Below are 19,522 nucleotides of genomic sequence, written 5' to 3' on the forward strand. Positions count from 1 at the left end.
CCGTTCGTCGATTCGGCGAGCGCGTTGTCGTAACAGCTTCCGGTCCGGCCAACGGAACGTCGGAGACCGAGTTGCTCGAGAACATCCGCGTATTCAGCGGATGTGTAGTTGCTGCCGCGGTCGGAATTAGGCCGAATTCGGCTTAATTCCGATTATGCCGAGGAAATCACTAAGCCGAGGGTCGATTATTTGGCCAGGTCAGGCTGGGTTCCGTCACACCGCGAACCCCGCCTCGTCGTCGCCGGTGGTGGCAGTGGCGACTGCGCCCAGCAGCCGGGCGATCCCGGACAGAGCGATCAGGAACCTCGATGCAATCGCGTCGAGCTGGCGGACATGGCCGAAGGTGAACGAGCGCAGGAACGATCCCCGTGTCGAGGGGGCGTACACCCGGGCGAAGAGGCGGCCCATCCCGCCGTGCCGCAGCAACGCCATGTCATCGATCGAGTCCGCCCCAGCGACCATCCCGCCGACCAGCGAGGCCACCTTCAGACCGGGGTTTGCGCCCTTGTCGGTCGGCACCGTGAGGTGCTCCTCGGCCAGATCGCGCAGGCCCGCGCGATCGGCCAACGCGAGCACCGGAACCAGGCCCGCTGGCGACACGAGATTCGGATCATCGAACGCCACCGACGTCCGACCAAGAGTGTCAGAGAGTCGCACCTACGAGATGCCCTTCGCGTCGCGGCCGGATTGTTGCCTGAAGAACTCCAATCCTCCGCCCCGCAAGGGCATTCTCACTTCACGACGCGCTCACCCCACCGCTCTCATCGGTGGATCCGGGCTAAGGCATCCTCGATGTGGCGGCGCGCTTCCTCGACAGCTGTGACACCCTTGGCGCGGACACGTCGCCTGGCACCGCGGCGAGCGGTGGCAAGAATTGTCATCGAGGTCTCACTGGGCCTGACGACCAAGACGCCTGCCGCTGCCGGAGGAGATTGACCATCGAGCTGTCGACCCGGCTGCTGAATCTCCTGACCAGCTGATGCGCGGGGCGCTCTGAGCCAATCGCTGCCAAGGCCGGATCGGGGCCGCTGTCCGGGACAGGCTGCCTCAGCGGCCCCATTGACACCGGAGTCCTCGCCGGTGGATTCTGACCTCAGTAGAAGTACCCACCCGCGGGGAGCTCGTTATGAGGAACGCGTCACGGCTTTTATGTACAGCGATGCTTGGCTGTCTGACAGTCTTGGGTAGTATCGCGTTGACGCCCGCTACTGCGTCGGCGAGCGTCACCTGTACCAGCGATCACTGCTACTCGATCCTTCGAGGAACGGGGAAGACCTTCTATGTGCACCCTGAACAAGGGTACACCCGGCTGTAGTCATAACTCGATCCTTCGAGGAACGGGGAAGACCTTCTATGGGATGTACGGCACGTGGGGACGATCGGCGATGAAGGCGCCCACCGCGAGCGACGCAAACGATTACTTCGTGGACAGCGAGATGTGGGCTAGCCCAACCGCCGCAGCCGATGCCTGGGTGGAGACAGGTCTCACCCAAGGCTACTTCGCCGTGCCTGATGCTGTCGGATACTACGCTTTCGCTGCCTATCAGAAGACGTCCGGCAGCTATGCGGAGCATGACTTCGGAAAAGTGAGCCAGAATTCTTCGACAACCGACGAATACCAAATCTCTCGCAACGCCACAACCAACAAGTGGAACGTCTACTTTGATGGTGTGCTCTGGACGACACCCAAGGTGGGCTTCTGGACCACCGCCTGCTTGGATGTGGGTGGGGAAGTCTTTGCGAAATCGGCCACAGCTAGCAAGTTCACGATGTATGTGCAAGGGATCAAATCCTCGGGCTCGAAGGCTGATCCTGCCACCGAAACAAAGATGGTTGATTCTGGACTCAACGGCTCATCTCCCAAAAGTTCCGCATGGAAATGGAGCATCGAATGAACAAGATGCGCGTCTCACTAGCCTGCCTGATCATCGCAACCGCCAGTGCCGTCACTGCCGGTTGCGCCTCGATCCAGGCTCGCCCCGCTGAAACTGCCGAACCCGTGTCTACCGCAAGCACGACCGTGCGTCCGCTCGGTGACACCACCGGCACCATCGAGATCGTTGCTCCGGCGGTGAGTTCGTCGCCGTGCAGCGAAAATGCGGCTGTAACCATCGGCTCAGATGCATCGGATTCCATCAAAGAGATGATTGCGGACAACCCCGCCTCGAACAGTCACGCCGGCCCGGTGGCCCTCGCAGACGCCGATAGCGCGGTTGCTGCCGCGCGCACGGCCACCTCGAGCTATTCCAAGGCCCGTTCAATGGGTTGGGAGCCCCCCGCCGAAGCGAACGCCGCAGCTGTTCTCCTGCCCTACCAGGCCACAGTCAAGGCCGCAGGGGCCGACATCCCTGAAGGACAGCAGATCGTTGACCCGGACAGATGCGTATGGCTGGTTACCGTGGAGGAACCGTACATTCAACAGCACGTAAAGGCAGGAGTGACACCAAAGGTGTTCGATCGCTACACCCGGGTGATCGATCAAGCCACCGGCGAAGGCTTGGACCTCTACGCCGGTGCAGACGCGCCTGATGCCATTACGGGGGCTCATCTGTAGACCCGACGCTCCCCGGCGATCTCAGCGAGGAGTGCCGGCGGTGGCGATGGTGCCGCACGTAGGAGTAGTCGCTGGACTTCTGGCTCCACAGATCGTTGTGAGCCCGGTCTGGAGTGAAGGTGGCCGGGTTGTGGTGGGCGAGTGCCTGGTAGTGGCTGGCGGCTTCTTCGATAGCGGCCAGCGCAGCATCTCGGTCACCGGCTAGCCCATGGCGATGGCTCACCCGGTCGAGCAGGGCCGCATGAGCCGCGAGTCCCTCGGTTTCGCCGCCCGAGAGACTGCTTCCGACTTCGTGAGCCGAGCGGGTCACGGCAACGGGGTTCCGCATCGTGCTAAGCCGTCGCCGATCCACCAGCAGGCCGAGCCGATAGGCGCCCAAGTTGTCGAGTGGAATCGCTTGGGAACCTCGTCGAGGGGCAGCGGGCAATCCTCGGCCTGCGCCAGTCGTTCCAGGGTGTCGCGAACGGCCCCGGGGGCGAGCTTGGCGATATTCAGGGCTGGTCGCCAGAGCGGCTGCCTCGCGCGGATCAGATGCTCGACGAGCCCAATGGCGGCCTCGTGGTTGTATTGACCGGCCCGACTCAGTACGAAGAAGACCCGCTCCAGCTCTTTGTCGCCGGTGAGGCCTGACAGGCTGGCGGTGAGCAATTCCTGATGCTCGGCGAAGGTGGTGATCAGGTGGAAGTCGGCCACCGGGTCGGGACGGATCGCCATTGGCTCGCCGCTGTGGGATTGCAGCACGACCTTGATCGAGCGGGCCACCTCGTCTCGCCAGTGGGCGTCCTCATTCAACAGCGGGATGGCGCGCAGCAAGTCGGTCAGTACGTCCAGGCTCGATGGCTGCGCCAGTGTCGCGATGGCTCCGGCTTGCCCGAGCAATTCGCGGTTAGGAACACTCTCGCCTTGATCAGTCGTGCCATGGGTGTTTATGTAAGCCTTTTCCCAGTAGTCGACCTCGTGCCACAGCACTCGTCGATACAGCTCTTCCTGCGAGGCTGGTGGCTTGGCGGACTCATCCTTGCGCCCGCTCAACCAGGCGAGCAGGACTAGATCGAGCGTGGTGCGCGGCTGGTAGCCGTACTCTGGTGGCATCGTGATGGTGGCGCCGAGCCCGGTGAGAGTGGCGCGGTAGATGCGGACCGGATTCTCCAGCAGAGCCGGAAGGCCGACCGCTTCGGGGGCAACCGGAAAGCCATTCGACTCCAGTAACGCTGCACCTTTTCGAGCCAGCCACCGGCTATGGACCGGGCGGTCAGCACAACCACGGCCGGCGATCCTCGCCGATCCCGAAGCTGCCGGAACAGACGCTTGACATCGGCGAGGCGTCCGTCCGCGTAGTCGACGACGACAAGGAGCGGAATACGAACGGCCGAGAGCCAAGACCAGCTCTCCTCCGATCGTTCGTCGGTCAGCACCCCGGCGTACCAGCCCTGGATTCGCATCCGTTCGGCGACTTCGAGCGCCAGACGGTTCTTGCCGGCGCCGCCGACACCGTGGATCACCGCTACCTGGTCCAAGCCGGAGGCGAGGGCACGGTCGCACAGGTCACACACGATGGTCAGTTCGTGCCGGGATTGGAATGCGGTCAGCCGGTATTCCGGTCGCAAGCTCTGCAGCGGGGTGGGTGCGTTGTCCAGGCTGTCGTAGATCTTCCGCAACGGCAGGACGCTCGGCTGAATGGACCGGTAGCCGTCCGCTTGGGGGACGATCGGCACCACCGACGACACCCGCCAGCCTTCGCCGCTCAGATAGGCCCGGCCATTGCTGGCGGCGGTGGCCAGGTCCGCGTCGGCACCGCGCACTTTCACCGAGCCGAGGGCACCGGTCAGTCCGATCGGATCGAGAAGCAGCAGATCGCGGCCGGGTTGATCGGCGTCCTCACGGACGTGATCCCAGAAGCCTTCCGGCAGGTCCGTCCAGACCTCGCTGCCGCTGCCGACCGGCCAGGCTCCGGTACATGAGGTCAGCACCACCGCGTGATGGGCGCCACGGCCGTCCGCCGGCTCCAGTAAGACGATCGCCGCCGGCAAGTCGGCGTTGCGGCAGGCGGTGGCCAGCACCAGCGCCACATCGAGGCAGGTGCCGCTGCCCGGAGTGTCCAGCACCTCGTCGGGCGACCGGATCAGCTGGCCATCGGCATTGGTGCCTTCGCGGGCCGGCGCGTACAGGATCTGGTGCCTGTGCAACACCTCCCAGATCACCGCCAGCCGCCGCTGCGCGGGCAGGTTCTGCGGCAGCTTCGCCAGCCTGCGGAGGTCGTCCGGGGACGCGTAGCGCGCGAGTTCCTGCGGCTCGGTCAGCCGGAACGGCGGCGCCCACGGTGTGCTGGTCATGCGATCACCAACTCCGGATTGAGCACTTCCAGGGACGCCTCGCTGTGCAGCAGATCCTCCGCCTCCCAGTCGACCCTGACCTGGTAGCCGCCGGCGAACAGCGCCGGCAACTCTCCGACGAACCGGCCGTCGGCGGAATCCCAACTCAGTTCCACGGCAGATCGGCCGGTCCCGTCGTCCGTGATCGCCGTCGCGACGCAGCGTCCGGGGTTGCCGGCCATGTCGGCGCCGCGCACGGTGGCCGCGAGCGGCGTCGGCTGCCCGGTCAGCGAGAGCTCCTCCAGATCGACGCCCAGTGACAGCTTCACCCCGACGCCCTCGATCGGATGCACCACTGGATAGTTTTCGGCGTCCTGCAGCCGGTCGATCACCTCGGGGAGATCGATGATCTGGCCGTGCCGCATCGCGGCGCTCAGCCCGGTCGGCGGCTGAATCATCTCTGGCGGCAGGCCGGACAGCATCGGCACCGTCCCGTCACCCAACTCGATCGCCCACTTGCCCAAACCGGGACGTGCCGGCGCGTCCTTGGTGACCCGGACGCGCTTGCCGTCCCAGCTGCACGCACGCTGGGTGCCGTGGCCCACCCCGATCCGCGGCTGCACCGACGGCCGGATCTCGGCCGGCAGCGCGCTCCAGGCGGACGTCAGCGAGCGATGCAACTCGCCGGCGGCCGTGGCCATGCCCTGATTCCAGGCCAACGGCAACGCCTGCACGGTCAGCCAACGATCGCTGACTCGATCGTGCACCTCGGCCTCCGTCGGCAGCAGGTCGTAGACGCCCTGCCACGAGCGCAGCAACCTCCGTACCGGACCCTTGATCAAATGCGCACCGAGCACCGGGATGCCGTTCGCCAGAATGTCGAGCGCCTTCGGGGCGCCCCGGTGCGGCGTGCCCAGCGTGATCAGTTCGCGGCACAGCTCCGTGTGCCCGTCCTGGGCCAGCCAATGCCGGGCGACCAGCCCACCCATCGAATGGGCGACGAAGATGATCCGTCCCCGCCGATCGTCGGGCTTCGGCCACAGGGCTTCCAGGCGGGGCATCAGCTGGGCGTGCAGATACTCGGCCCCTTTGGCCACGCCGATCCGGAAGTCGTAGCCGATCGCCACCACGTTCGCGTCCAGCCGCGGAGTGGGGGTCGTGCCGTCGTCCAGAATCACATCGGGCAGTGCGGCGAGCCTTTGCAGCAGGGCCTCATAGCCGGGAATCTTCGTCCAGATTCCGAACAGCTTCTTGGACTTGATCAGCCCCATCGGTCGGAGCTCGGGGTAGCGATCGACGCTGCGCAGACCCGGCCGGACCAGCAGGTTACCCACATCGGGGAAGCCGGCGTCCCAGACCACCCTGCTGGGATCTGCTGGCTCCACCAATCTGGTCCCGCCGATCCCCGGCAGAACCACCACGAGATGCCGACGCTTCGCCATACTTCGTCCCTCGGCTGTTGATCCTGGTACGCACCGTAGCGACAAGGGGCGATGGGCACGACCGACGACACGATCTTCAGGGGGACACGGTTGTGTCGGCGGCGGGTGGTTAACTTGCGCCCGTGAAAAGCCCTTCCCGGATCGGCTACGTCCTGCTGCTCGCCGTGGCGCCGCTGCTGGCTGCGCTGTTCGCGGGGGCGACCACGATTCCGGGGGGCACCGTCGATCCGTGGGCGCCGGCGATGATCGACCTGGACGTCTATCGGCGTACCGGCGACCTGGTGCTGCACGGCCAGGACTTCTACAACGTCAAGGCCTGGCTGCCGTGGATCTACCCGCCGTTCCCCGCACTGCTGGCGGTACCGTTCGGGGCCGTCCCGGCGGCGGTCGCGCAGATCGCCTGGCTGACCCTGAACGCCGCCTGCCTGATGGCGATGTTGTACCGGCTCGGCCTGACCGGATGGCGGCTCAGCGCGGCGGCCACCGCGATCACCTGGCTGGTCGAACCGGTCCGCGAAACGCTCGGCTTCGGCCAGGTCGCGGTCTTCCTGGTGACCGCCGCCGTGCTCGACTCGATGCCCGGCCCGACCGTGTTCCGACGCCGGCTGCTGCCCGAAGGCTGGCTGACCGGGGTGGCGACCGCGGTCAAACTGACCCCGGCCGTGGTCGCGGTCTACAACTTCTTCGCCGGCAAGCGGAAGGCCGGCATCGTCAGCTTCGTCACCTTCCTGGTCTGCACCCTGATCGGCTTCGTGGTGCTGTGGGGCCCCTCGCTCACCTACTGGGGGCGGCTGCTGTCCGGCGACTCCGGGCTGAACACCGGGATCGTGTTCAAGACCAACCAGTCCGTGCTGGGGGTGTGGACGCGGATGCTGGGCGAGGCGAGCCGCGGCGGCCTGATCCTCGCCGCCCTGGTCGCCCTGATCGGAGTGCTGGCCGCGGTGCTGATGCACCGGGCCGGCGAGGTGCCGCTGGCGCTGTGCCTGGCCGGCCTGACCAGCCTGTTGGCGTCCCCGATCTCCTGGTCGCATCACTACGTGTGGATCGTGCCGTTCGGCATAGAGCTGCTGCGCAACCGCCGGCTGCCCGGCTACCTGAGAACCGCCGGACTGTTCTATGCGCTGTGGACGGCGTTCGCCCCGTTCAAGCTGCTGCCGGGCGACAACAACGTCGAACTGAGCTACACGCCGCTGCAGATGCTGGTCGACAATTTCGGGGTCTATCTCGGCGTCGCCATCGTGATCGGCTGTGTGGTCGCCGCCTTCACCCCATGGGGTAGGGAGCGGCGCCGGGCGCAGACCCAGTTGCGGGACGCGGTATCGGTCTAGCCGACCTAACCACTGGAATACTCGACGCGCGGGGGCCGTTGTCAGTATTCGAGAGCGGCAGTGCTACAGTGAACACGCGCTGTAGTTTTCAGCCGTCGCCCCACCAGATCGGGCGCGACGATCCAGATTCGTCGAGGACTCCCCTCATCAATGGCCCTGCGCAGATGAACACGTCCGTGATCTGACCCGGAGTTGTCACACTCCTCACATTGCTGTCCGTGCGACGTTGACCCACACCCGTACGGATGTCCCCGAAAGGACTTACGTGACCGACACGATCGAAGTCACCGCCCCGGCCAAGAACAAGGGGCTCACCGCCATGCTGCTTCCGGAGTTGAAGCAGCTGGGTGCCTCGCTCGGCCTCAAGGGGACCGGTGCGATGCGCAAGAGCCAGCTGATCGACGCCATCCGGAGCGCCCAGGGTGGTGCGCCCGCGACGGCGAAGGCACCTGTCGCGGCCCGCGCCGAGAGGTCCGGTGCCGAGACCTCCGGCGCCGAGACGTCCGGTGCCGAGACGTCCGGCGCCGAGACGTCCGGCGCTGGGGCGTCCGACAAGCCCGAACGCCACCCGGAGCGCGCCACGACCTCGTCCGAGGCGCCCGCGGCGAACACCCATACCGCCAAGGCCGACGCCGCGCAGGCAGCCCTTGTTCCGGCCGAGGCGCCGCAGGCGTCCGGCTCGCAGTCCGGTGCCAAGGAGCCAGCCGGTGGCGACACCGGCGACGAGGTGGCCGCCCGACTGGAGGCCCTCCAAGGTGAGCGGGGACGCCGCCGGCGCAACCGCAACAATGCCGACGCCGGTGATGCGGCGTCCGGCGAGCAGGCCGGTGCGAACGTTACCGAGGCCGCCGAGCCCACGCTCGATTCGCGTCCGCAGCAGCTGGAGCGCCAGCAGGTCCGCGACGACGACGATTTCGGCAACGGACGCCGCTCGCGGCGCCGGCGCAATCGCGACCGGCAGAACCGCCGCAACAACCGGGGCGGCCAGTCGAATTCGATGGCCGGTCTCGAAGTGGACACCGCGGTCGGCGAGGACGACGTCCTGGTCAATGTGAACGGCATTCTCGATGTGCTGGACAACTACGCGTTCGTCCGCACCTCCGGTTACCTGCCCGGCCCCAATGACGCCTACGTGTCGCTGTCGATGGTCCGCAAGTACGGGCTGCGCAAGGGCGACATTGTCACCGGAGCGATCCGACAGCCGCGCGAAGGCGAGCGCAAAGAGAAGTTCAACCCGCTGGTGCGGATCGACACGGTGAACCTGGAAGCGCCGGAGAAGTCCCGCGATCGGCCCGAATTCGGCAAGCTGACCCCGCTGTACCCGCAGGAGCGGCTCAAGCTGGAGACGTCCGCGGTCGGCATGACCGGCCGGATCATCGACCTGGTGTCGCCGGTCGGCAAGGGCCAGCGTGGTCTGATCGTGTCGCCGCCGAAAGCCGGCAAGACGCTGATCATGCAGGCGATCGCCAACGCCATCACCACCAACAACCCCGAGGTGCACCTGATGGTGGTGCTGGTCGACGAGCGTCCCGAAGAGGTCACCGACTTCCAGCGTTCGGTCAAGGGCGAGGTGATCGCGTCCACCTTCGACCGTCCGGCCGACGACCACACCACGATCGCCGAGCTGGCGATCGAGCGGGCCAAGCGGCTGGTCGAACTCGGCAAGGATGTGGTGATCCTGCTCGACGGCATCACCCGGCTCGGCCGCGCCTACAACCTGGCCGCGCCGGCGTCCGGACGCATCCTGTCCGGCGGTGTCGACTCGGCCGCGCTGTACCCGCCGAAGAAGTTCTTCGGTGCCGCCCGGAACATCGAGGACGGCGGCTCGCTGACCATCCTGGCCACCGCGCTGATCGAGACCGGCTCGAAGATGGACGAGGTGATCTTCGAGGAGTTCAAGGGCACCGGCAACATGGAACTGCGGCTGCGTCGCGACCTGGCCGACAAGCGGGTCTTCCCGGCGATCGACGTCGCGGCGTCCGGTACCCGGCGCGAAGAGATGCTGTTCACCCGCGAAGAGCTGCAGATCATCTGGAAGCTGCGCCGGGTGCTGTCCAGCCTCGACCCGCAGGCCGCCCTGGAGACCCTGCTCTCCCGGATGCGCAAGACCGAGTCGAACCGCGAGTTCCTGATCCAGGTCACCCGGACCACGCCGTCCCAGAACTGACCGGTGGCGTCCCGTCGTCCCTAGTCAAGACTCGGTAAACCCCTCCCTAACTAGTTCTGCCCTCCCACATGTGGGAGGGCAGAACTAGTTAGGGAGGGCCTCGTCGCCGGAGGCCCCGGTGATGGGCGGGCGGTTAGTGCTGGTGCCCGGTGTGCATGTCCAGTGCCGCCACCTCGGGCGGACGGACCATGAACGGACGCATCATGCCCATGTCCTCGTGATCGAGGATGTGGCAGTGATACATGAAGGCGCCGTGGGCTCCGGTGAAGTTGCCGGCCACCGCCTGCCAGGTGCCGGGCTTGATCACGAAGGTGTCCTTCATCCCGAGCTCCCAGGGTTCCAGGTCGTGGGTGGCCGGGTCGGTGACGATCGGGCTGTCGGTCTTGCCGTCGGTCTGGTTCCAGTGTCCAGCCACGTCGATCGAGCGCCGGAACAAGGTCTGGAACTCGGTCATGTGAATGTGCATCGGATGCGCCGGCCCACCGAGGTGGATGAAGTTCCAGATCGCGAACTCGCCACTGTTGAGGAAGATCGTGTTGTGGTCGTGGAACAGCTGGGCCACCTTGCGGAAGGTGCGCAGGGTGCCCCCGGCGTCCACGATCTGGATCATTCCCGGCTCCATCACCGCGGGCACCTCGGCGTCGGGTACCGCCGCGAGCTCCCAGAACGCCGCGTGCGCGTCGCCGGCCGTCCCGGGCGGGACAAGCGCGATGGTGACATGCCCGTGCTTGGCCGGGATGACCAGGGTCGGCTGTTCGCCCGACTGGACGCCGTCATGGGCGTACCGGGCGTAGTGGGGGTTGAGCGTGCTCGGCAGGCTGAAGTGGTCGGACGCGCTGTGCGAACGCACCCGGAACTCCATGCAGTGCGCGACGGCGGACGCCGGGCCGGCGCCGGCGTTGGTCAGCCGGACGCGCTTGCCGCGCAAGGCGCTGAAGTCGATCAGCACGTCGAACCGTTCCGAGCAGTGCATCGGCAGCCCGGCGTCCGGCACCGGCGCGGGCTTGGGCAGCAGGCCGCCGTCGGTACCGATGATGCGCATGGCCGAACTGTGGTCGTTGCCGTCGGAGTCGACCAGCTTCAGCGTGTACAGCCGCGAGTTGGACGCGTTCAGCAGCCGGAAGCGGTACCAGGCGGCGTCCACCTCCAGGTGCGGCCAGATCACCCCGTTGACCATGGTGAACGGGCCGGACACCGGCAGCTCGGTGGTGCCGATCCGGCCCACCTTGTACAGCAGCCCGCCGTTCAGTGCGCCGGTCGCCGGATCGGTGTCCAGGTTGACGTCCCGCAGCACCAGCGGAACCTCGCGCCGGCCGCGGGGCAGGCCGAGGGCGTCCTCGTTGTCGTCGCGGATCAGGTACATCCCGGCGAGTCCGGCGTGGACGTTGAGCCGGGTGATGTCCATCGCATGGTCGTGGTACCAGAGCGCGGTCGCCTCCTGCCGGTTCGGGTACTCCGACCATTGCGACGAGCCGGGGCCGATCGCCTGGGTCGAATAGCCGTCGTTCCAGCCGTTCGTCAGGGCACCGTGCAGGTGCACCACCATCCAGGGCGGCAGCGTGGCCACGCCGTCCAGCGGTTGGCAGCCCGGCCGCGGCTGGCCGTCGGCGTCCCGGTAGCCGGGAAGTTGGACGTCCGGCAGCGTGGAGGTGCTCACCCCGGTCAACGGGATGGTGCCCTGCAGCCGGTTGGCCCACTCGATCGTCGCCTTCCGGTTGCGGCGGACGACCAGGGTCGGTCCCGGGGCCACATCGGTCGACCCCTGACGGTTCGATGGGAGGACGGAACTTGGGGCCGTCTGATACCGGTTCGCCCGACTCGGCCCTCCCCAATCAGTTCAGCCCTCCCGTATACGGCAGGGCTGAACTGATTGGGGAGGGCCCAGTGCGGGTTCGAAGCGGTGCTGAGTTAAGCTGATCGGCCGCTCACAGCCCGGAGGTCGTGCCATGCCCACACCTGATGCGTTGTCCGAGGCACGCACCCATCTGGACGATGCCCGGGCCGCGCTGCGCGCGATGCGCGAGCACACCGCGTCCCTGGAGGCACTGGCCGGTGACCGGCTGTCGGGGGAGTACCTGAAGCAGGCTCTCTACCGGCGGATGATGGCGCTGCGCGACGATCCAGACACCCCGCTGTTCTTCGGACGCATCGACTACCGCACTGACGCTGGTGGAGACGAGAACGAGAACTGCTGGATCGGACGCCTGCACGTCACCCGCGAGATGGGAAGCGAGCCGATGGTGTACGACTGGCGCGCGCCGGTGTCGCTGCCGTTCTACCGGGCCAGCCGGACCGAGCCGATGGGGGTCGCGCTGCGCCGCCGGTTCGGCTTCCAGCACGGCCGGATCACCGCTCACGAGGACGAACAACTGGCCGGCGCCGGCGACGGCGACGAGCCGTTCGGGCACTCCGACATCCTGGAATCGGAGATCGAACGACCCCGCACCGGCCCAATGCGCGACATCGTTGCCACCATCCAACCCGAGCAGGACCTGATCGTCCGCGCTCCGCTGGAACAGTCGGTGGTGGTGCAAGGAGCGCCCGGCACCGGCAAGACCGCGGTCGGCCTGCACCGCGCCGCCTATCTGCTCTACGCCCACCGCGACCAGCTCAGCCGCAGCGGGGTGATGGTGGTCGGCCCGAACGCGTCCTTCCTGTCCTACATCGCCGACGTGCTGCCGGCCCTGGGCGAGATCGACGCCGTCCAGGAGACCCTGGAATCCCTGGTCACCCGGTCGTCCGGACGACCCGTCGCGGGCGACGATCCGGCGCCGGTGGCGGTGCTGAAGGGCGACCCGCGGATGGCCGAAGTGCTCCGCCGATCGGTCTGGGAGTCCATCGTCGAGCCCACCGAGACCCTGGTGGTGCCGCGCGGCTCGGCGCAGTGGCGGATTCCCGCGCATCGCTGCGCCGCGGTGATCGACGAGCTGCGGGGACGCGGCGTCCGGTATGCGGCCGGACGCGAGATGCTCGGCCAGCGGCTGGCACATCAGGTGCTGCTGCGGATGGAGGCATCGGGGGAGTCGCCGGACGACCGGGTGCAGAACGCGGTCGCCCGGTCGCGTTCGGTGAAGGCCTACGTGGACGCCCATTGGCCCGCACTGGACCCGGTCAAGCTGGTGTTTCGCCTGGTCAGCGATCCCGAGTTCCTGGCCCGGCATGCCGCAGAACTGCTCGACGCCGACGAGCAGGAGCTGATCCAGCTGCCTCGCGGCCGCGGCGTCCGGACGCCTCGGACGGCCGCCGCGTGGCGTCCGAGCCTGGCCGACCTGGTGCTGATCGACGAGGTCGCCGACCTGCTCAACCGGACGCCCAGCCTGGGCCACCTGATCGTGGACGAGGCGCAGGATCATTCCGCGATGGCGCTCCGGGCGCTGGGCCGGCGGGTCAGCACCGGTTCGCTGACCGTGCTCGGCGACCTGGCCCAGGCGACCACCGCCTACGCCACCACCAGCTGGGCCGACTCGCTGCGCCATCTCGGCAAGCCCGAGAGCACCGTCGCTGAGCTGGTTGCCGGCTTCCGGGTGCCGCGCTCGGTGATCGAATATGCGGCCGGGCTGCTGCCGAGCATCGCGCCGTCACTGGCCCCACCCCATTCGGTGCGCCGCTCCGCCGGAGACTTCCGGATCGTCGCCGGTGAGACGCCGGCACTGCTGGACGCCGTCCGAACCGCCCTGGAACGGGAAGGAACCGTCGGGCTGATCGTGGCCGACGACCAGGTGGCGGCGGTTACGGACGCCCTTCGCGCCGCCGGCCTCGGATACGCCGTGATGGGCGCCGATTCCGGCGACTTCGACCAGCGCCTCGACCTGGTGCCGGCCAGCCTCGCGAAAGGCCTCGAATTCGACCAGGTGATCCTGGCCGAGCCGTCCGCGATCGTCGCTGCCGAGCCCGACCGGGTCACCGGCCTGCGCCGCCTCTATGTCTGCCTGACCAGGGCGGTCAGCGGGTTGCAGGTGGTCCATGCCGAACCTCTGCCGGAGGAACTCACCAGGACCTGAACCCAGATGGCCGACCCGAGCTCGCGGACGTCGACCAGCAGGCTCAGCAGCGGATCGTCGGCGGTGAGGTGGCCCGAATCCGGGCTTGCTCGCCGCCGTCCCGGAAGGCCGGGGATCGGCGTGCCACATCGATCGCAGCACCGGTGGCGTTTTGCCCAAATCCGGGCCGATCCGGCACAATGGACGGTCGTTGCCGGTTCACGCCATGGGGTTCATCCAGCCCCACTTCCCAGTCGGGCGACCCGGTACAGAACAAGGAGCTCAGATCATGAAGCAGGGAATCCATCCCGACTACAAGGTGACCGAGGTGACCTGCACCTGTGGCAACACCTTCACCACGCGCAGTACCGCCAAGAACGGCGTCATCCACGCCGAAGTGTGCGCGGCCTGCCACCCGTTCTACACCGGCAAGCAGAAGATCCTCGACACCGGCGGCCGCGTGGCCCGGTTCGAGCGCCGCTACGCCAAGAAGCCGGCCGGCAAGTGATCCACGGCAGCGCCGGGGCCCATCGGGCTCCGGCGCTGCGTCGTCCCTGAGAGACACCAGATGTTCGAGGCAACCGAGGGCCTGCGGGCCGAGTTCGCCGAGCTGGAACAGCGGCTCGCCGATCCGGCGACCCACGCCGATCTGGCGCTGGCCCGCAAGACCGGACGCCGCTACGCCGAGCTGATCCCGATCGTGAAGGGCCTGGACGCCTACGACCGGCTCAGCGACGACCTGGCGGTCGCCCGCGAGCTGGCCGCCGACGACGCGTCCTTCGCCGACGAGGCCGAGAGTCTGAGCGAACAGCTGGCCGAGGTCACCGAACGGCTGACCCGGCTGCTCGCGCCCCGCGACCCGCACGACTCCTCCGACGCGCTGATGGAGATCAAATCCGGCGAAGGCGGCGACGAGTCGGCGCTGTTCGCCGCCGACCTGTTTCGGATGTACAGCCGCTACGCCGAATCGCGCGGCTGGGCGGTCGAGGTGCTGGACAGCCAGGAGACCGACCTGGGCGGGTTCAAATCGATCACCCTGGCGATCAAGGCGCGGGGCAGCGATCCGAACAACTTCCCCTACGGGGTGCTGAAGTTCGAGGGCGGGGTGCACCGGGTGCAGCGGGTGCCGGTCACCGAGACACAGGGCCGGGTGCACACCTCGGCGGCCGGCGTCCTGGTGATGCCGGAGGCCGAAGAGACCGAGGTCGACATCGACCCCGACGATCTGCGGATCGACGTCTACCGCAGCTCCGGGCCTGGTGGCCAGGGCGTCAACACCACCGACTCGGCGGTCCGGATCACCCATCTGCCGACCGGCATCGTGGTCAGCTGCCAGAACGAGCGCTCCCAGCTGCAGAACAAGGAGTCCGCGATGCGCATGCTGCGGGCCCGGCTGGTGGCCGCCGCCGAAGAGGCGGCCGCGGCCGAGGCGTCCGCCGCCCGCCGCTCGCAGGTGCGCACCGTCGACCGCTCCGAACGGATCCGCACCTACAACTTCGGCGAGAACCGGATCGCCGACCATCGGATCGGCTACAAGGCCTACAACCTCGACTCGGTGCTGGCCGGCAACCTGGGCGGCGTGATCGAGGCGCTGCAGGCCGCCGACCTGGCCGAACGCCTCGAAGGCATCGGGTGACCACGGCGTCCGGCCTGCTGCGGGCCGCGACGCTCCGGCTCCCGGACGCCGACGCCCGGCTGCTGCTCGCCCATGCCCTCGGCGTCCCCACCTCACGGCTGCTCACCCTCGGCGAGATCGATCCGGACGCCGCGACCCGGTTCGAGGAACTGCTCGGACGCCGCGAGGCCGGCATCCCCGTCCAGTACCTGACCGGGACCGCGCCGTTTCGGCACGTCGAGGTGGCGGTCGGGCCCGGCGTGTTCATCCCGCGTCCGGAGACCGAAGTGATGACCGGCTGGGCGCTGGAGCGGCTGGCCGAACGGGGGGAGTCGCCGGTCGTGGTCGAGCTGTGCGCCGGCTCCGGCGCCATCTCGCTGGCCCTCGCCGACGAGTTCCCGAGCGCCCGGCAATACGCCGTCGAGCTCAGCGAGGACGCCGTGGCCTACGCCGCGCGCAACCTGGCCGGCACCGACGTCGCGTTGATCCAGGCCGACATGGCCGAGGCCCTGCCCGAACTGGACGGCGCCGTCGACCTGGTGATCGCCAACCCGCCCTACGTCCCGCTGGAGGCCTACGACGGCATTCCGGCCGAGGTGCGCGAGCACGAACCGGCCCTGGCCCTGTTCTCCGGCGCCGACGGTCTGGACGCGATGCGGGTGCTGGCACGGGTCGCGGCCAGGCTGTTGCGGCCCGGCGGCTGGGTCTGCGCCGAACACGCCGAGGTGCAGGACGCCTCCGCGCCGGCCGTGTTCGTCGGCCATGGCGGCTTCGACCAGGTCCGCGACCACCGCGATCTCACCGACCGCCCACGGTTCGTGACGGCCCGCCGCGCTGCGACGGTGGCAGGATGAGCCTCGTGAACGACCCGCAGCGCTTCGACTGTGCCACTCAGGCCGACCAGGCCCTCGCCGTCGCCGAGGCCGCGATCACCGCCGGCGCGTGCATCGTGCTGCCGACCGACACCGTCTACGGCATCGGCGCCAACGCCTTCGACGCGGCCGCCGTCCAGGGCCTGCTGGACGCCAAGCAGCGCGGTCGCGACATGCCGCCGCCGGTGCTGATCGCCGAGCCGTCCATGCTGCGCTCGCTGGCCACCGGGCTGACCCGCGAAGGGCTGGGACTGGCCAAGGCGTTCTGGCCCGGAGCGCTCACCGTGGTGGTCACCGCACACCCCGACCTGCGGCTCGATCTGGGCGACCGCGGCAACACCATCGCCGTCCGGGTACCCGACCACGACTTCACCAGGGCGCTGCTGCGGCACACCGGGCCGCTCGCGGTCTCCAGCGCCAACGTCAGCGGACGGCCGGCCGCGATGACCGTGGACGAGGCCGTCGAGCAGCTGGGCGACCAGGTCGCGGTCTATCTGGACGCCGGCCCGGCCGGCGCGCCGGTGCCGTCCACCATCGTCGACCTGACCGGCGAGCCCCGCATCCTGCGCGAGGGGCGGCTGACCCGCGAGCAGATGGCGCAGGCCGTCCCCGGTCTGTTCGGCGACGATAAAGACGATGCGTGAATACGCCCTGGTTCTGCTGATCGCCGCGGGCGTCACCTATCTGCTGGCCGGGCTGTGCCGGCGGCTCGCCTTCCGGTACAACGCGGTGGCGCTGGTCCGCGACCGCGACGTGCACACCCGGCCGATTCCCTACTTCGGCGGCATCGCGATGCTCTGCGGTGTCGCCGCGGCCTTCCTGGTGGCGAGTCAGCTGCCCTGGCTGGGCCGCTTCGACCTGGTCTCGCATGACACCCGCGCGGTCTTCCTCGGCTCGCTGGTGATCTGCGCGGTCGGCGCCATCGACGACAAATTCGAGTTGAACGCGTTGGCCAAGATGGCGGGTCAGATCCTCGCCGCCGGCATCGTGGTGCTCAACGGGGTCAAGATGTACTGGATTCCGCTGCCCGGCACCATCTTCAGCTTGGACGACGCCACCTCGATCATCCTCACCGTCGTGGTGATCTTCTTCTGCGTGAACGCGATCAACCTGATCGACGGCTTGGACGGCCTGGCCGCTGGCGTGGTCGCGATCGGTTCGCTGGCCTTCTTCAGCTACGCCTACTGGTTGAGCTACGAGCAGGAGCTGGTCCGGGCCACCACCGCCAGCCTGGTCACCGTGGTGACCGTCGGGGTGTGTCTGGGTTTCCTGCCTTATAACGTGCACTCGGCCCGGATGTTCATGGGCGACTCCGGTTCGATGCTGCTCGGCTTCCTGATGGCCACCTCGGTGATCAGCCTCACCGGTCAGATCGACCCGTCCCAGATCGCCATCGAGGGCTCCGGGCTGGCGATCAACGCCTACCTGCCGCTGATCCTGCCGATCGCCACCATGGCGCTGCCGCTGGGCGACCTGATCCTGGCCTACGTCCGGCGCACCATCGCGGGCCGGCTGTGGTTCCAGGCCGACAAGCAGCACCTGCACCACCGGATGCTCGAACTGGGGCACAGCCACCGCCGGGCGGTGGCCCTGCTCTGGCTGTGGACGGCGCTGCTCGCCTTCGGCGCGGTGGTGGTCGGCAGCACATCGGAGGCCTGGGCGGTCGCCGCACTGCTGGCGGGCGTCGCTCTGGCCGCCTGGTTGACCTGGAAGCCGGTGCGCCGTGGCACCTGAACGGAAGCTCTCCGCCAACGCCGCACGGGCTCGGACGCTGCTGCGCGCCGGCGCGCTGGGCGGGACGGTGCTGGCGGTCGTGACCGTCGCCGCAGCCCTGATCTGGCGCGGACCGGCGTCCGGGTTGAGCGCGCTGATCGCCGCGGTGACCACGCTCGCGTTCATGGGGCTGGGTCAGTTGATCCAGGTCGGGACGGCGGACGCCCCGCCCCAGCAGATGATGGTCGCCTGGCTGATCTCCTACGCCGCACGGGTCGGTGTTCCCGGCATCGGCCTGGTCGTCGCGTCCGCCCGGCCGGAGCTGCTCGCGGCGATGGATCGGATCGCGGTCGCCGGCGCCACCGTCGCCGTCGTGGTCGGCTGGCTGGCCGCCGAAATTCGGGCGTTCACCAGGCTGCGGATCCCGGTTTTCGATCAAACCGACGACACGCACGATTAATCCGTTTGGGTGGCCGGGCCCTCCCTCAACTGCTAGGCTCACGCGAGTCATGGAAGAGCGCCGCGGTCTCGATGAGGGGCTGCGGTGTGTCAGTTACCTCCTCAGCGGAGTGCTGCTCTATGGCGGTGTCGGCTGGCTGATCGATCACTGGCTCGGCACATCATTCGCCCTTCCGGTCGGCATCGTTCTCGGTGCCGCTGGTGGCGTCTACCTGATACATAAGCGCTACGGACGAACGGCATGACGACGGAAGTGGAGGTGCGATGGGGCGGCTCAGCCTGATCCTCCCCCTCGAGGGCGGTGGCGACGAGAGCCACTGGCCTCCGGGGGTACACAGTTTCGACCCACGCCCGCTTTTCCCAGGCGCCGGCGTCGACTGGATCGACAACCACCTCTTCCAGGCAGTGCTCGGGGCAGTGCTGGTGGTCGCGCTCTGGATGTGGCTGGCGCGCCGGCATTCGACCGTGCCGGGTAAGCGGCAGTTCGCCGGAGAGTCGCTGTACAACCTGGTGCGCAACGGAATCGCTCGCGACGTGCTCGGCCACGAGTACCGGCGGTTCCTGCCGTTCCTGCTGGCGCTGTTCACGTTCATTCTGATCAACAACCTGTTCGGTCAGTTCTTCGTCTTCATGTTGCCCACCTTCTCCAGCATCGGGTTCCCGTATGCCCTGGCGCTGATCGTGTGGATCATGTACAACGCCGTCGGCATCAAGAAGTGGGGCTTCTTCGGCTATGTCCGCCGGATGTCGCTGCCTCCTGGTGTGCCGTGGCCGATGTGGCCGATCCTGATCCCGCTGGAGTTCCTGTCGAACTTCGTCGTCCGGCCGGTCACGCTGGCCCTGCGACTCTTCGCCAACCTGTTCGCCGGCCACCTGCTGGTCATCGTCTTCGTGGTCGGCGGCACCATGCTGGTGGAGACCGCGCAGGCCGGCCTGGTCGTCGCCGGCGCCGCCTCCTGGCTGCTCAGCGGCGCGATCTTTGGCCTCGAGATGTTCGTCGCCTGCCTGCAGGCCTACATCTTCACCGTCTTGGCCGCCCAATACATCTCCTCGGCACTGGCCGAAGAGCACTGACCGACA

Annotated in this window: 17 protein-coding genes and 1 pseudogene; 13 read left to right on the forward strand and 5 right to left on the reverse strand. The window is 67.9% G+C overall.

The window, feature by feature from the left end; genetic code table 11:
* Window positions 1-252 precede the first annotated feature (252 nt).
* A pseudogene (locus QM619_RS09395) lies at window positions 253-657 on the reverse strand (IS1380 family transposase); the annotation flags it as partial.
* Between the two features lie 728 nt (window positions 658-1,385).
* On the opposite strand from QM619_RS09395, the gene QM619_RS09400 reads away from it, so the two are divergent.
* Both QM619_RS09400 and QM619_RS09405 read left to right on the forward strand, forming a co-directional pair.
* Complete coding sequence (locus tag QM619_RS09400) at window positions 1,386-1,895, forward strand: hypothetical protein (protein WP_415107289.1); 510 nt, start codon at window positions 1,386-1,388, stop codon at window positions 1,893-1,895.
* The gene (locus QM619_RS09405; protein ID WP_415107292.1) at window positions 1,892-2,554 is read left to right on the forward strand and encodes a hypothetical protein; all 663 of its coding nucleotides are present in this window, start codon (window positions 1,892-1,894) and stop codon (window positions 2,552-2,554) included. The genes QM619_RS09400 and QM619_RS09405 overlap by 4 nt, the downstream gene beginning before the upstream one ends.
* Window positions 2,555-2,860: 306 nt before the next feature.
* On the opposite strand, the gene QM619_RS09410 is transcribed toward QM619_RS09405, so the two are convergent.
* From QM619_RS09410 to QM619_RS09420, 3 genes are read right to left on the reverse strand one after another with little or no spacing between them, the layout of a single operon-like run.
* Complete coding sequence (locus QM619_RS09410) at window positions 2,861-3,646, reverse strand: hypothetical protein (protein ID WP_415107295.1); 786 nt, start codon at window positions 3,644-3,646, stop codon at window positions 2,861-2,863.
* Window positions 3,601-4,887, reverse strand: coding sequence for a hypothetical protein (locus QM619_RS09415; protein WP_415107297.1), 1,287 nt, complete (start codon window positions 4,885-4,887; stop codon window positions 3,601-3,603). Before QM619_RS09415 ends, QM619_RS09410 begins: the two co-directional genes overlap by 46 nt.
* Window positions 4,884-6,251 carry a lipase family alpha/beta hydrolase gene (locus tag QM619_RS09420; RefSeq protein ID WP_415107300.1) on the reverse strand — a complete coding sequence of 456 codons (1,368 nt, stop codon included), beginning with the start codon at window positions 6,249-6,251 and terminating at the stop codon, window positions 4,884-4,886. The genes QM619_RS09415 and QM619_RS09420 overlap by 4 nt, the downstream gene beginning before the upstream one ends.
* 179 nt (window positions 6,252-6,430) lie before the next feature.
* Between QM619_RS09420 and QM619_RS09425 the strand changes: the two genes are divergently transcribed.
* Window positions 6,431-7,636, forward strand: a complete 1,206-nt coding sequence (locus QM619_RS09425) for a glycosyltransferase 87 family protein (RefSeq protein WP_415107303.1) — start codon at window positions 6,431-6,433, stop codon at window positions 7,634-7,636.
* Between the two features lie 319 nt (window positions 7,637-7,955).
* A complete protein-coding gene (rho, locus tag QM619_RS09430) occupies window positions 7,956-9,803 on the forward strand; it encodes a transcription termination factor Rho (RefSeq protein WP_415107537.1) in 1,848 nt (615 codons plus the stop codon).
* A 133-nt stretch (window positions 9,804-9,936) separates the two neighbouring features.
* Here rho and QM619_RS09435 read toward each other — a convergent pair whose 3' ends face one another.
* Window positions 9,937-11,553 (reverse strand): multicopper oxidase family protein, encoded by a 1,617-nt coding sequence (locus QM619_RS09435; protein ID WP_415107306.1) that lies wholly within the window; start codon window positions 11,551-11,553, stop codon window positions 9,937-9,939.
* 196 nt (window positions 11,554-11,749) lie between these two features.
* Between QM619_RS09435 and QM619_RS09440 the strand changes: the two genes are divergently transcribed.
* From QM619_RS09440 to atpB, 9 genes are all read left to right on the forward strand, one after another.
* Window positions 11,750-13,804: a HelD family protein gene (locus tag QM619_RS09440; protein ID WP_415107309.1), complete on the forward strand. Its 2,055-nt coding sequence runs from the start codon at window positions 11,750-11,752 to the stop codon at window positions 13,802-13,804.
* Between the two features lie 268 nt (window positions 13,805-14,072).
* Entirely contained in the window at window positions 14,073-14,291 is a 219-nt protein-coding gene (gene rpmE / locus QM619_RS09445; RefSeq protein WP_415107312.1) for a 50S ribosomal protein L31, read from the forward strand.
* A 60-nt stretch (window positions 14,292-14,351) separates the two neighbouring features.
* The gene (gene prfA, locus QM619_RS09450; RefSeq protein WP_415107315.1) at window positions 14,352-15,419 is read left to right on the forward strand and encodes a peptide chain release factor 1; all 1,068 of its coding nucleotides are present in this window, start codon (window positions 14,352-14,354) and stop codon (window positions 15,417-15,419) included.
* Window positions 15,416-16,252 carry a peptide chain release factor N(5)-glutamine methyltransferase gene (gene prmC / locus QM619_RS09455; protein WP_415107318.1) on the forward strand — a complete coding sequence of 279 codons (837 nt, stop codon included), beginning with the start codon at window positions 15,416-15,418 and terminating at the stop codon, window positions 16,250-16,252. Before prfA ends, prmC begins: the two co-directional genes overlap by 4 nt.
* Entirely contained in the window at window positions 16,249-16,914 is a 666-nt protein-coding gene (locus QM619_RS09460; protein ID WP_415107321.1) for an L-threonylcarbamoyladenylate synthase, read from the forward strand. The genes prmC and QM619_RS09460 overlap by 4 nt, the downstream gene beginning before the upstream one ends.
* Window positions 16,907-18,004 (forward strand): MraY family glycosyltransferase, encoded by a 1,098-nt coding sequence (locus QM619_RS09465; protein ID WP_415107323.1) that lies wholly within the window; start codon window positions 16,907-16,909, stop codon window positions 18,002-18,004. The genes QM619_RS09460 and QM619_RS09465 overlap by 8 nt, the downstream gene beginning before the upstream one ends.
* Window positions 17,994-18,443 (forward strand): hypothetical protein, encoded by a 450-nt coding sequence (locus tag QM619_RS09470; RefSeq protein WP_415107326.1) that lies wholly within the window; start codon window positions 17,994-17,996, stop codon window positions 18,441-18,443. Before QM619_RS09465 ends, QM619_RS09470 begins: the two co-directional genes overlap by 11 nt.
* Before the next feature lie 49 nt (window positions 18,444-18,492).
* Window positions 18,493-18,687, forward strand: coding sequence for a hypothetical protein (locus tag QM619_RS09475; RefSeq protein WP_415107329.1), 195 nt, complete (start codon window positions 18,493-18,495; stop codon window positions 18,685-18,687).
* 19 nt (window positions 18,688-18,706) lie between these two features.
* A complete protein-coding gene (atpB, locus tag QM619_RS09480; RefSeq protein ID WP_415107332.1) occupies window positions 18,707-19,516 on the forward strand; it encodes a F0F1 ATP synthase subunit A in 810 nt (269 codons plus the stop codon).
* The last annotated feature ends 6 nt before the right edge of the window (window positions 19,517-19,522 follow it).

The organism is Micropruina sp., from assembly GCF_047606665.1.
In the GTDB taxonomy this organism is placed as follows: domain Bacteria; phylum Actinomycetota; class Actinomycetes; order Propionibacteriales; family Propionibacteriaceae; genus Micropruina.

Coding starts and splice junctions, on each gene's coding strand:
- QM619_RS09400 (WP_415107289.1), top strand. CDS start 1,386: ATGAAGGCGCCCACCGCGAGCGACGCAAACGATTACTTCGTGGACAGC.
- QM619_RS09405 (WP_415107292.1), top strand. CDS start 1,892: ATGAACAAGATGCGCGTCTCACTAGCCTGCCTGATCATCGCAACCGCC.
- QM619_RS09410 (WP_415107295.1), bottom strand. CDS start 3,646: ATGCCACCAGAGTACGGCTACCAGCCGCGCACCACGCTCGATCTAGTC.
- QM619_RS09415 (WP_415107297.1), bottom strand. CDS start 4,887: ATGACCAGCACACCGTGGGCGCCGCCGTTCCGGCTGACCGAGCCGCAG.
- rho (WP_415107537.1), top strand. CDS start 7,956: ATGCTGCTTCCGGAGTTGAAGCAGCTGGGTGCCTCGCTCGGCCTCAAG.
- QM619_RS09440 (WP_415107309.1), top strand. CDS start 11,750: ATGCCCACACCTGATGCGTTGTCCGAGGCACGCACCCATCTGGACGAT.
- rpmE (WP_415107312.1), top strand. CDS start 14,073: ATGAAGCAGGGAATCCATCCCGACTACAAGGTGACCGAGGTGACCTGC.
- prfA (WP_415107315.1), top strand. CDS start 14,352: ATGTTCGAGGCAACCGAGGGCCTGCGGGCCGAGTTCGCCGAGCTGGAA.
- QM619_RS09460 (WP_415107321.1), top strand. CDS start 16,249: ATGAGCCTCGTGAACGACCCGCAGCGCTTCGACTGTGCCACTCAGGCC.
- QM619_RS09465 (WP_415107323.1), top strand. CDS start 16,907: ATGCGTGAATACGCCCTGGTTCTGCTGATCGCCGCGGGCGTCACCTAT.
- QM619_RS09475 (WP_415107329.1), top strand. CDS start 18,493: ATGGAAGAGCGCCGCGGTCTCGATGAGGGGCTGCGGTGTGTCAGTTAC.
- atpB (WP_415107332.1), top strand. CDS start 18,707: ATGGGGCGGCTCAGCCTGATCCTCCCCCTCGAGGGCGGTGGCGACGAG.